Source organism: Citrobacter sp. MGH104 (genome assembly GCF_001034485.1).
Lineage (GTDB): Bacteria > Pseudomonadota > Gammaproteobacteria > Enterobacterales > Enterobacteriaceae > Citrobacter > Citrobacter freundii.
The window spans coordinates 1,215,945-1,229,033 of sequence record NZ_KQ089818.1; the positions used below are offsets into that span (position 1 = coordinate 1,215,945).

Genomic DNA, 13,089 nt, shown 5'->3' on the forward strand with positions numbered 1-13,089 from the left:
TAAATGTTATATAATTGTTATATATTATTATGCAGGAAAGATCACGATTTTAATTAGCAGAGAAAGGATTCAGATATGTTCGAGGGAGAGATCCGTGTAGTAGATCGAGACAGTGTGCTTTTGTTAGTCGATTAAGGCGGTTACGTCGAATCCAGCAATCTGCCGCCGGAATTGCGTGATGCGCTACGCTTATCAGGCCTGCACAATCAATACGTTCAGCCCGGCGGTTTTTTCCCCGCGCACACGCAAAAAAGCCCATCCGTCAGGATGGGCTTCTTCACTTTATTTGATGCCTGGCAGTTCCCTACTCTCGCATGGGGAGACCCCACACTACCATCGGCGCTACGGCGTTTCACTTCTGAGTTCGGCATGGGGTCAGGTGGGACCACCGCGCTACAGCCGCCAGGCAAATTCTGTTATCAGACCACTTTATGCGTTCTGATGTAATCTGTATCAAGCTGAATATGATGTCTGTCTTTCGCCAAAACATCTTCGGCGTTGTAAGGTTAAGCCTCACGGTTCATTAGTATCGGTTAGCTCAATGTATCGCTACACTTACACACCCGACCTATCAACGTCGTCGTCTTCAACGTTCCTTCAGGAGACTTAAAGTCTCAGGGAGAACTCATCTCGGGGCAAGTTTCGTGCTTAGATGCTTTCAGCACTTATCTCTTCCGCATTTAGCTACCGGGCAATGCCATTGGCATGACAACCCGAACACCAGTGATGCGTCCACTCCGGTCCTCTCGTACTAGGAGCAGCCCCCCTCAATTCTCCAGCGCCCACGGCAGATAGGGACCGAACTGTCTCACGACGTTCTAAACCCAGCTCGCGTACCACTTTAAATGGCGAACAGCCATACCCTTGGGACCTACTTCAGCCCCAGGATGTGATGAGCCGACATCGAGGTGCCAAACACCGCCGTCGATATGAACTCTTGGGCGGTATCAGCCTGTTATCCCCGGAGTACCTTTTATCCGTTGAGCGATGGCCCTTCCATTCAGAACCACCGGATCACTAAGACCTGCTTTCGCACCTGCTCGAGCCGTCACTCTCGCAGTCAAGCTAGCTTATGCCTTTGCACTAACCTCCTGATGTCCGACCAGGATTAGCTAACCTTCGTGCTCCTCCGTTACTCTTTAGGAGGAGACCGCCCCAGTCAAACTACCCACCAGACACTGTCCGCAACCCGGGTAACGGGTCCACGTTAGAACACCAGCCATTAAAGGGTGGTATTTCAAGGATGGCTCCATGCAGACTGGCGTCCACACTTCAAAGCCTCCCACCTATCCTACACATCAAGGACCAGTGTTCAGTGTCAAGCTATAGTAAAGGTTCACGGGGTCTTTCCGTCTTGCCGCGGGTACACTGCATCTTCACAGCGAGTTCAATTTCACTGAGTCTCGGGTGGAGACAGCCTGGCCATCATTACGCCATTCGTGCAGGTCGGAACTTACCCGACAAGGAATTTCGCTACCTTAGGACCGTTATAGTTACGGCCGCCGTTTACCGGGGCTTCGATCAAGAGCTTCTCCTTACGGATAACCCCATCAATTAACCTTCCGGCACCGGGCAGGCGTCACACCGTATACGTCCACTTTCGTGTTTGCACAGTGCTGTGTTTTTAATAAACAGTTGCAGCCAGCTGGTATCTTCGACTGATTTCAGCTCCATGGGTAAACCACTTCACCTACATATCAGCGTGCCTTCTCCCGAAGTTACGGCACCATTTTGCCTAGTTCCTTCACCCGAGTTCTCTCAAGCGCCTTGGTATTCTCTACCTGACCACCTGTGTCGGTTTGGGGTACGATTTCGTGTTACCTGATGCTTAGAGGCTTTTCCTGGAAGCAGGGCATTTGTTACTTCAGCACCGTAGTGCCTCGTCATCACACCTCAGCGTTAAAAAGGTACCGGATTTACCTGGAACCTCCGCCTACATGCTTAAACCGGGACAACCGTCGCCCGGCTAACATAGCCTTCTCCGTCCCCCCTTCGCAGTAACACCAAGTACAGGAATATTAACCTGTTTCCCATCGACTACGCCTTTCGGCCTCGCCTTAGGGGTCGACTCACCCTGCCCCGATTAACGTTGGACAGGAACCCTTGGTCTTCCGGCGTGCGGGTTTTTCACCCGCATTATCGTTACTTATGTCAGCATTCGCACTTCTGATACCTCCAGCAACCCTCACAGGCCACCTTCAACGGCTTACAGAACGCTCCCCTACCCAACAACACATAGTGTCGCTGCCGCAGCTTCGGTGCATGGTTTAGCCCCGTTACATCTTCCGCGCAGGCCGACTCGACCAGTGAGCTATTACGCTTTCTTTAAATGATGGCTGCTTCTAAGCCAACATCCTGGCTGTCTGTGCCTTCCCACATCGTTTCCCACTTAACCATGACTTTGGGACCTTAGCTGGCGGTCTGGGTTGTTTCCCTCTTCACGACGGACGTTAGCACCCGCCGTGTGTCTCCCGTGATAACATTCTTCGGTATTCGCAGTTTGCATCGGGTTGGTAAGTCGGGATGACCCCCTAGCCGAAACAGTGCTCTACCCCCGAAGATGAATTCACGAGGCGCTACCTAAATAGCTTTCGGGGAGAACCAGCTATCTCCCGGTTTGATTGGCCTTTCACCCCCAGCCACAAGTCATCCGCTAATTTTTCAACATTAGTCGGTTCGGTCCTCCAGTTAGTGTTACCCAACCTTCAACCTGCCCATGGCTAGATCACCGGGTTTCGGGTCTATACCCTGCAACTTAACGCCCAGTTAAGACTCGGTTTCCCTTCGGCTCCCCTATACGGTTAACCTTGCTACAGAATATAAGTCGCTGACCCATTATACAAAAGGTACGCAGTCACCCCATAAAGAGGCTCCCACTGCTTGTACGTACACGGTTTCAGGTTCTTTTTCACTCCCCTCGCCGGGGTTCTTTTCGCCTTTCCCTCACGGTACTGGTTCACTATCGGTCAGTCAGGAGTATTTAGCCTTGGAGGATGGTCCCCCCATATTCAGACAGGATACCACGTGTCCCGCCCTACTCTTCGAGTTCACAACCTGTGCATTTTGGTGTACGGGACTATCACCCTGTACCGTCGGACTTTCCAGACCGTTCCACTAACACACAAGCTGATTCAGACTCTGGGCTGCTCCCCGTTCGCTCGCCGCTACTGGGGGAATCTCGGTTGATTTCTTTTCCTCGGGGTACTTAGATGTTTCAGTTCCCCCGGTTCGCTTCATTACGCTATGTATTCACGTAATGATAGTGTGACGAATCACACTGGGTTTCCCCATTCGGAAATCGCCGGTTATAACGGTTCATATCACCTTACCGACGCTTATCGCAGATTAGCACGTCCTTCATCGCCTCTGACTGCCAGGGCATCCACCGTGTACGCTTAGTCGCTTAACCTCACAACCCGAAGATGTTTCACTTCTGATTGCGAAAATTTGAGAGACTCGAACACACCGCTTATCTGTTCTTATTTACGGAGAACAGACACAGTGTGTCGTTTCAATTTTCAGCTTGATCCAGATTTTTAAAGAGCAAATATCTCAAACGTCACCCGAAGGTAAGTTTTGAGATATTGAGGTCGGCGACTTTCACTCACACATACCAGCAAGTGGCGTCCCCTAGGGGATTCGAACCCCTGTTACCGCCGTGAAAGGGCGGTGTCCTGGGCCTCTAGACGAAGGGGACACTGAAGTCTCAATCGCAAGACGCCTTGCTATTTACTTTTCATCAGACAATCTGTGTGAGCACTACAAAGAACGTTTCTTTAAGGTAAGGAGGTGATCCAACCGCAGGTTCCCCTACGGTTACCTTGTTACGACTTCACCCCAGTCATGAATCACAAAGTGGTAAGCGCCCTCCCGAAGGTTAAGCTACCTACTTCTTTTGCAACCCACTCCCATGGTGTGACGGGCGGTGTGTACAAGGCCCGGGAACGTATTCACCGTGGCATTCTGATCCACGATTACTAGCGATTCCGACTTCATGGAGTCGAGTTGCAGACTCCAATCCGGACTACGACATACTTTATGAGGTCCGCTTGCTCTCGCGAGGTCGCTTCTCTTTGTATATGCCATTGTAGCACGTGTGTAGCCCTACTCGTAAGGGCCATGATGACTTGACGTCATCCCCACCTTCCTCCAGTTTATCACTGGCAGTCTCCTTTGAGTTCCCGGCCGGACCGCTGGCAACAAAGGATAAGGGTTGCGCTCGTTGCGGGACTTAACCCAACATTTCACAACACGAGCTGACGACAGCCATGCAGCACCTGTCTCAGAGTTCCCGAAGGCACCAAAGCATCTCTGCTAAGTTCTCTGGATGTCAAGAGTAGGTAAGGTTCTTCGCGTTGCATCGAATTAAACCACATGCTCCACCGCTTGTGCGGGCCCCCGTCAATTCATTTGAGTTTTAACCTTGCGGCCGTACTCCCCAGGCGGTCGACTTAACGCGTTAGCTCCGGAAGCCACGCCTCAAGGGCACAACCTCCAAGTCGACATCGTTTACGGCGTGGACTACCAGGGTATCTAATCCTGTTTGCTCCCCACGCTTTCGCACCTGAGCGTCAGTCTTTGTCCAGGGGGCCGCCTTCGCCACCGGTATTCCTCCAGATCTCTACGCATTTCACCGCTACACCTGGAATTCTACCCCCCTCTACAAGACTCTAGCCTGCCAGTTTCGGATGCAGTTCCCAGGTTGAGCCCGGGGATTTCACATCCGACTTGACAGACCGCCTGCGTGCGCTTTACGCCCAGTAATTCCGATTAACGCTTGCACCCTCCGTATTACCGCGGCTGCTGGCACGGAGTTAGCCGGTGCTTCTTCTGCGAGTAACGTCAATCACTAAGGTTATTAACCTTAATGCCTTCCTCCTCGCTGAAAGTACTTTACAACCCGAAGGCCTTCTTCATACACGCGGCATGGCTGCATCAGGCTTGCGCCCATTGTGCAATATTCCCCACTGCTGCCTCCCGTAGGAGTCTGGACCGTGTCTCAGTTCCAGTGTGGCTGGTCATCCTCTCAGACCAGCTAGGGATCGTCGCCTAGGTGAGCCGTTACCCCACCTACTAGCTAATCCCATCTGGGCACATCCGATGGCAAGAGGCCCGAAGGTCCCCCTCTTTGGTCTTGCGACGTTATGCGGTATTAGCTACCGTTTCCAGTAGTTATCCCCCTCCATCGGGCAGTTTCCCAGACATTACTCACCCGTCCGCCACTCGTCACCCAAGGAGCAAGCTCCTCTGTGCTACCGTTCGACTTGCATGTGTTAGGCCTGCCGCCAGCGTTCAATCTGAGCCATGATCAAACTCTTCAATTTAAGTTTGATGCTCGTGAATTAAACTTCGTAATGAATTACGTGTTCACTCAGAGACTTGGTATTCATTTTTCGTCTTGCGACGTTAAGAATCCGTATCTTCGAGTGCCCACACAGATTGTCTGATAAATTGTTAAAGAGCAGTGCCGCTTCGCTTTTTCTCAGCGGCGCGGGGTGTGCATATTACGCCATCCCGCTGCGAAGTCAAGCATTTAATTTCGCTTTCTTCGCCGGAGTTCTCAGTGGAACCCCGCTGACCCGGCGGCTTGTAATCCGTTGTTCCGTGTCAGTGGAGGCGCATTATAGGGAGTTATTTCAGGCTGACAAGTTAAAAATATAAAAAACTTATCAAGCGATTACTTTTCAATCAATACGTCTATTTTCGCCTGAATTTTAAACAAAAACGAGCCCCGCAGGGCCCGTTTATTGTTGTTTTGTGACTTACTGCACTGCCACGATGCGATCGTCATTCACTTCCAGACGAATCGTTTTGCCCGGAATCAGTTCACCAGACAGAATTTGCTGCGCCAGCGGGTTTTCGATCTGCTGCTGGATAGCACGTTTCAATGGACGTGCGCCATATACCGGATCGTAACCATTCGCACTCAGCAGTTTAAGCGCCTCGTCAGAAATATGGATTTCATAGCCACGTTCTTCCAGACGTTTGTACAGACGCTGCAGCTGGATCTGAGCAATAGAAGCAATGTGCTGCTCACCCAACGGATGGAATACAACAACCTCATCTATACGGTTGATGAATTCCGGTCGGAAGTTATGGCTCACGACGCCCAGCACCATATCTTTCATGTGGCCGTAATCCAGCTCACCAAAGCGTTCCTGGATTAGATCAGACCCCAGGTTTGAGGTCATGATGACAACCGTATTACGGAAGTCGACCGTTCTTCCCTGTCCGTCAGTCAGACGACCATCGTCAAGCACCTGCAGCAGAATGTTGAACACATCCGGGTGTGCTTTTTCCACTTCATCCAGCAGGATGACAGAGTAAGGACGACGACGTACTGCTTCCGTCAGATACCCACCTTCTTCATAACCGACATATCCCGGAGGTGCCCCAACCAAGCGAGACACCGAGTGTTTCTCCATAAACTCGGACATATCGATACGCACCATTGCGTCGTCACTGTCGAACATAAAGTTTGCCAGCGCTTTGCACAGTTCGGTTTTACCGACCCCGGTTGGACCAAGGAACAAGAATGAACCAATCGGACGATTCGGATCGGACAAGCCCGCGCGGCTACGACGGATGGCGTTAGAAACGGCTTCCACCGCTTCGTTCTGACCAATCACACGGCTGTGCAGCTCCTGTTCCATACGCAACAGTTTTTCCCGTTCGCCTTCCAGCATGCGAGCAACCGGGATCCCGGTCCAGCGCGCCAGCACCTCAGCAATTTCTGCATCCGTGACTTTATTACGCAGCAGACGCATGGTTTTGCCTTCAGACTGGGTGGCTGCTTCCAGCTGTTTTTCCAGTTCAGGAATTTTGCCGTACTGCAGTTCAGACATCCGCGCCAGGTCGCCAACGCGGCGCGCCTGTTCGATGGCGATTTTTGCCTGCTCCAGCTCAGCCTTGATAGTTTGCGTTCCCGAGAGGGAGGCTTTTTCAGCTTTCCACTCTTCCTCTAACTCAGAATACTGGCGCTCTTTGTCGTCCAGCTCTTCATTGAGCATATCGAGACGTTTTTTACTTGCCTCATCAGACTCTTTCATTAATGCCTGCTGTTCCAGTTTGAGCTGGATAATACGGCGGTCGAGTCTGTCGAGTTCCTCCGGCTTGGAGTCAATCTGCATACGAATGCTGGATGCCGCTTCGTCAATAAGGTCGATAGCTTTATCCGGTAACTGACGATCGGCAATATAACGATGAGACAACGTAGCTGCCGCAACAATCGCCGGGTCAGTAATCTGCACATGATGGTGCAGCTCATAACGTTCTTTCAGGCCACGCAAGATTGCGATGGTGTCTTCCACTGAAGGTTCAGCCACAAACACTTTCTGGAAACGACGTTCCAGCGCCGCATCTTTTTCGATGTACTGGCGATATTCATCAAGCGTTGTGGCACCTACGCAGTGCAGTTCCCCGCGAGCCAGCGCTGGTTTCAGCATGTTCCCGGCGTCCATCGCGCCATCGGCTTTACCCGCCCCAACCATGGTATGCAATTCGTCGATAAACAGAATGACGTTGCCTTCCTGTTTCGAGAGATCGTTCAGCACACCTTTTAAGCGCTCTTCAAACTCACCGCGATATTTGGCCCCAGCCACCAGCGCGCCCATATCCAGCGCCAGTACACGACGGCCTTTTAAGCCCTCCGGCACTTCACCATTGATGATGCGTTGGGCCAGCCCTTCAACAATGGCTGTTTTACCGACACCGGGTTCACCGATTAACACTGGGTTATTTTTAGTACGACGTTGCAGCACCTGAATGGTACGGCGAATTTCTTCATCACGGCCGATAACTGGATCGAGTTTGCCCTGTTCAGCACGTTCAGTCAGATCGACGGTATATTTTTTCAAGGCCTGACGTTGGTCTTCAGCCCCCTGGTCATTCACGCTTTCACCTCCACGCATTTGTTCAATTGCCTGAGTGATATTGGCGGTCGTCGCCCCTGCTGATTTTAATAAATCGGTCAGCGTACCGCGTGACTCAAGCACCGCCAGAACGAACAGTTCTGACGAAATAAAGTTGTCCCCACGTTTTTGCGCCAGCTTGTCGCAAAGATTCAGTACACGCACCAGTTCCTGAGAAGGCTGCACATCACCGCCGGTACCTTCTACCTGCGGCAAACGGCTCAACGCCTGGTCAATGGTTGTACGTAACTGGCCAGCATTAATGCCAGCAGACGTTAATAAAGGACGTACCGATCCCCCTTCCTGATTCAGCAAGGCGCTCATTAGATGAAGTGGTTCGATGAATTGATTGTCGTGCCCCAATGCGAGTGACTGGGCATCGGCAAGAGCAAGCTGGAATTTATTGGTAAGACGATCCAGACGCATAACTCCTCCCATAACAGGTCAAAATTGCTACTGGAGATTAAATGAGGTCATCCCTCAATTATTCAAGGTGAATGACCTGAATTATGTGAAAAGAAAATTACACGTACCGGATCGTCTTGATTCTTTAGGTTATATCAGCCAAATAAAACTTGCCATACGACCCGTGGTATTGTCGCGACGATAAGAGAAGAACGTCTCACTTTCACTAAAGGTGCAACGGTCGCCGCCGTGGAGGTTCTCCACGCCGACATTTGCCAGCCGCTGACGGGCAAGCTGGTAGATATCCGCCAGATACTTGTCGCCGCGCGGTACAAATGCGAGGTCCGCTTGCGGATCTTTCGTCATGAATGCCTCGCGAACTTCTGCTCCCACTTCAAAGGCGTTTGGGCCTATCGCCGGACCTAGCCAGGCAATAATGTTTTCAGGTTCGTCGGCAAAACACGCCACCGTCTCTTCCAGCACGCCAGCGCATAATCCTCGCCAACCCGCATGGGCCGCAGCCACTTCCGTCCCGGCGCGATTGCAAAACAGCACCGGCAGACAATCAGCGGTCATTACCGCACACACTGTGCCCGGCGTGTTGCTATACGACGCATCTGCGCGTTTGGAGGCGTAAGGCCCGCCTGTCAGTTTCAGGACATCCTTACCGTGGACCTGCTCCAGCCAGACCGGCTTTGACGGCAGATTGCCCGCAGCAAACAGTCGTTTGCGGTTCTCTTCAACATGCTCCGGGTTATCGCCGCAATGGGCGCCCAGATTCAGCGAATCGTAAGGCGGCATACTGACTCCGCCAATACGGGTAGAACTACACGCCGCGACACCTTGCGGTATCGGCCACTGCGGAACAATTAGCTTACTCATAGCCAGGCAATATCATCCTTATGTTCTTCGAAATCAGCGCGCATCACTTCAATCAATTGCACCATATCTTGTGGGATCGGCGCATGCCATTCCATTTCGATACCGGAAATCGGGTGATACAAACGCAGCATGGTCGCATGTAGCGCCTGGCGGTCGAACTTACGCAGTACGGAGATAAATTCGTCAGAAGCGCCTTTCGGTGGACGTGGACGACCGCCGTAGACCTGATCGCCCACCAGCGGATGAGTGATATGTGCCATGTGCACGCGGATCTGGTGCGTACGTCCGGTTTCCAGACGCAACCGCAGACGCGTGTGCACACGGAAGTGTTCCATAATGCGATAGTGCGTTACCGCCGGTTTCCCCATTGGGTGTACCGCCATGTGCGTACGCTTGGTCGGGTGACGGCTAATCGGTTCCTCAACGGTTCCGCCAGCAGTCATGTGACCAATTGCTACGGCTTCGTACTCACGGGTAATTTCGCGCAGCTGCAATGACTCAACCAGACGTGTTTGTGCCGGAACCGTTTTTGCCACCACCATTAATCCGGTCGTGTCTTTATCCAGACGGTGTACGATACCGGCACGAGGAACATCCGCGATTGGCGGGTAGTAATGCAGTAATGCATTCAATACCGTACCATCAGGATTCCCGGCGCCCGGATGCACTACAAGGTCACGGGGTTTGTTGATGACAAGAATATCATCATCTTCATAAACGATATCCAGTGGGATATCCTGAGGTTCAAAACGAACCTCTTCATCAATTTCTGCATTGATGGAGACACGCTCTCCACCCAACACTTTTTCTTTCGGTTTATCGCAAAGATTGCCATTTACCAGCACGCGCTGGTCGAGGATCCATTCTTTTATGCGCGATCGCGAATAATCAGGGAACAATTCGGCCAAAGCCTGATCTAAGCGTTGACCGAGCTGATTTTCGGAGACTGTTGCGGTGAGTTCTACTCGTTGTGCCATAAACTGCTTCTTCGTTTAACGTTGGGTTTTACGGCTTTGCCGTTTAATATAGTGTGCTATTGTAGCTGGTCTTAACCGGGAGCAGGAACAGAGAATCTCCCGTATTACATTTTGAGGAAAGTCAAAACGTCATGACGCGCATGAAATATCTGGTGGCAGCAGCCACGTTGAGCCTGTTTTTGGCGGGTTGCTCTGGTTCAAAGGAAGAGGTGCCCGATAATCCGCCAAATGAAATCTACGCGACTGCTCAGCAAAAGCTGCAGGACGGTAACTGGAAACAGGCAATAACGCAATTGGAAGCGTTGGATAACCGTTATCCATTTGGACCGTATTCTCAGCAGGTGCAATTAGATCTCATCTACGCCTACTACAAAAACGCCGATCTGCCACTTGCTCAGGCTGCTATCGATCGTTTTATCCGTCTTAACCCGACACACCCTAACATTGATTATGTCATGTATATGCGTGGCCTGACCAATATGGCGTTGGATGATAGCGCACTGCAAGGATTCTTTGGTGTTGATCGCAGCGATCGCGATCCCCAACACGCCCGAGCTGCGTTTAATGACTTTTCCAAACTGGTACGTGGCTATCCGAACAGCCAGTACACCACTGATGCCACCAAACGTCTGGTGTTCCTGAAAGATCGTCTGGCGAAGTATGAATATTCTGTTGCGGAATACTACACTGCCCGCGGTGCATGGGTTGCCGTGGTAAACCGTGTGGAAGGCATGCTGCGCGACTACCCTGATACTCAGGCAACACGTGATGCTCTGCCGTTAATGGAAAAAGCTTATCGCCAGATGCAGATGAATGCGCAGGCAGAAAAAGTAGCGAAAATCATTGCCGCTAACAGCAGCAATACCTGATTTGCCTCAGAATGCAAAACGGCAGCCCAAGGGCTGCCGTTTTTTTATCCGTTAACGCTACAACTGAAGCGGTTTAGCTCCGACGCATCCCATCAAATATGGCCTGCTTTCAGGTATTCCTCAAGTAAAAAATCGCCTGTTCCTGCGGTGCCTCACAAAAAGGTTTTCTTGACAAAAAGCGACAAAAAAATGTGATTTACATCACGCATTTTGACATTGGGAACGGTATGCTGGAATCACCAAGACGGGAAAGACAAGAGGTAAAATTTATGACAATGAACATTACCAGTAAACAAATGGAAATTACTCCGGCAATTCGCCAGCATGTCGCAGACCGTCTCGCCAAACTTGAAAAATGGCAAACTCATCTGATTAATCCACATATCATTCTGTCTAAGGAGCCACAGGGTTTCATTGCTGATGCCACCATCAATACACCGAACGGACATCTGGTCGCCAGCGCAAAACACGAGGATATGTACACCGCAATTAACGATTTGATCAACAAGCTGGAACGGCAGCTCAATAAAGTGCAGCACAAAGGCGAAGCCCGTCGTGCAACAACTTCAGTCAAAGACGCCAACTTCGTCGAAGCAGAAGAAGAGTAGTCCCTTACATTGAGTGTATCGCCAACGCGCCTTCGGGCGCGTTTTTTGTTGACAGGGTGAAAACAGTACGGGTACTTTACTGACGTAGCCAAAGGAAAATTACATGAAACTTGTTCCGTTCTTCTTCGCATTCTTTTTTACCTTCCCCTGAATGGGAGGCGTTTCGTCGTGTGATAAAGAATGCGAAGACGAACAATAAGGCCTCCCACAACGGGGGGCCTTTTTTATTGATAACAAGAAAGGCAACACTATGACATCGGAAAACCCATTGCTGGCGCTGCGCGATAAGATCAGCACGCTGGATGAAAAATTACTGGCCCTGCTGGCTGAGCGACGTGGACTGGCCGTAGAAGTTGGTAAAGCCAAACTGCTTTCACATCGTCCGGTACGAGATATCGACCGTGAACGTGACCTGTTGGACCGTCTGATTCAGTTGGGCAAAGCACATCATCTCGATGCTCACTACATTACCCGCCTGTTCCAGCTCATAATCGAAGACTCCGTCCTGACTCAACAGGCTCTGCTCCAGCAACACCTGAACAAAATTAACCCACACTCCGCGCGCGTGGCCTTCCTGGGGCCAAAAGGATCATATTCCCATCTGGCAGCACGTCAGTACGCCGCCCGCCATTTTGAACAATTTATTGAAAGCGGCTGCGCAAAATTTGCCGATATCTTTAATCAGGTCGAAACCGGACAGGCTGACTATGCTGTGGTTCCGATTGAAAACACCAGCTCCGGTGGGATTAACGACGTTTACGACCTGCTGCAGCACACCAGCCTGTCTATTGTTGGCGAGATGACCATTACGATAGACCACTGTGTACTGGTGTCCGGCACTACGGATCTTGAGACCATTGAAACGGTATACAGCCATCCGCAGCCGTTCCAGCAGTGCAGCAAGTTCCTGAATCGCTACCCGCACTGGAAGATTGAGTACACTGAAAGCACCTCTGCGGCAATGGAAAAAGTTGCGCAGGCTAACTCACCGCATGTGGCGGCCCTGGGGAGCGAAGCCGGAGGCGTACTGTATGGTTTGCAGGTTCTCGAGCATATTGAGGCTAACCAGTCGCAAAACATCACCCGCTTCGTGGTGCTGGCACGTAAAGCAATCAATGTATCCGACCAGGTTCCGGCAAAAACCACGTTGCTGATGGCAACAGGACAACAGGCCGGTGCTCTGGTAGAAGCATTGCTGGTGCTGCGTAACCATAATCTGATTATGACTAAACTGGAGTCACGCCCGATTCACGGCAATCCGTGGGAAGAGATGTTTTATCTTGATATCCAGGCCAACCTGGAATCGCCCCAAATGCAAAAAGCATTGAAAGAGCTGGGTGAGATTACACGTTCGATGAAAGTACTGGGATGCTATCCGAGTGAGAACGTGGTGCCGGTCGATCCGAGCTAACGTTTGACAATGCCGGATGGCACTACG

7 protein-coding genes, 1 tRNA gene, 3 rRNA genes and 1 other annotated feature are annotated in these 13,089 nt (G+C 51.2%); of the genes, 4 read left to right on the forward strand and 7 right to left on the reverse strand.

The features are described 5' to 3' along the window. Positions 1–291: 291 nt before the first annotated feature. The 7 genes from rrf to rluD form a co-directional block, all read right to left on the reverse strand. Positions 292–407 (reverse strand): 5S ribosomal RNA (gene rrf, locus SK34_RS05670). 95 nt (positions 408–502) lie between these two features. Further along, positions 503–3,409 (reverse strand): 23S ribosomal RNA (locus tag SK34_RS05675). Between the two features lie 212 nt (positions 3,410–3,621). Continuing rightward, a tRNA-Glu gene (locus tag SK34_RS05680) sits at positions 3,622–3,697 on the reverse strand. An 85-nt stretch (positions 3,698–3,782) separates the two neighbouring features. Beyond that, a 16S ribosomal RNA gene (locus SK34_RS05685) occupies positions 3,783–5,324 on the reverse strand. Together the 16S, 23S and 5S rRNA genes with 1 tRNA gene alongside form the textbook arrangement of a ribosomal RNA operon. Positions 5,325–5,762: 438 nt before the next feature. Continuing rightward, complete coding sequence (gene clpB, locus SK34_RS05690; protein WP_003845841.1) at positions 5,763–8,336, reverse strand: ATP-dependent chaperone ClpB; 2,574 nt, start codon at positions 8,334–8,336, stop codon at positions 5,763–5,765. Between the two features lie 129 nt (positions 8,337–8,465). Beyond that, positions 8,466–9,197 carry a purine nucleoside phosphorylase YfiH gene (yfiH, locus tag SK34_RS05695; RefSeq protein WP_044699543.1) on the reverse strand — a complete coding sequence of 244 codons (732 nt, stop codon included), beginning with the start codon at positions 9,195–9,197 and terminating at the stop codon, positions 8,466–8,468. Then, positions 9,194–10,174, reverse strand: a complete 981-nt coding sequence (gene rluD / locus SK34_RS05700; protein ID WP_003031246.1) for a 23S rRNA pseudouridine(1911/1915/1917) synthase RluD — start codon at positions 10,172–10,174, stop codon at positions 9,194–9,196. Before rluD ends, yfiH begins: the two co-directional genes overlap by 4 nt. Positions 10,175–10,305: 131 nt before the next feature. Here rluD and bamD point away from each other — a divergent pair, with 131 nt between their 5' ends. From bamD to pheA, 4 genes are all read left to right on the forward strand, one after another. Beyond that, on the forward strand, positions 10,306–11,043 hold the full coding sequence (bamD, locus tag SK34_RS05705) for an outer membrane protein assembly factor BamD (RefSeq protein ID WP_003031245.1): 738 nt from the start codon (positions 10,306–10,308) through the stop codon (positions 11,041–11,043). 269 nt (positions 11,044–11,312) lie between these two features. Beyond that, a complete protein-coding gene (gene raiA, locus SK34_RS05710) occupies positions 11,313–11,651 on the forward strand; it encodes a ribosome-associated translation inhibitor RaiA (protein ID WP_003031244.1) in 339 nt (112 codons plus the stop codon). Between the two features lie 102 nt (positions 11,652–11,753). Further along, positions 11,754–11,879 (forward strand) — a sequence feature (Phe leader region). Next, entirely contained in the window at positions 11,755–11,802 is a 48-nt protein-coding gene (gene pheL, locus SK34_RS24640) for a pheA operon leader peptide PheL (protein ID WP_100250063.1), read from the forward strand. (Overlaps the previous feature by 48 nt.) Positions 11,880–11,901: 22 nt before the next feature. Then, positions 11,902–13,062 (forward strand): bifunctional chorismate mutase/prephenate dehydratase, encoded by a 1,161-nt coding sequence (gene pheA / locus SK34_RS05715; RefSeq protein ID WP_003839850.1) that lies wholly within the window; start codon positions 11,902–11,904, stop codon positions 13,060–13,062. Positions 13,063–13,089: the final 27 nt, after the last annotated feature.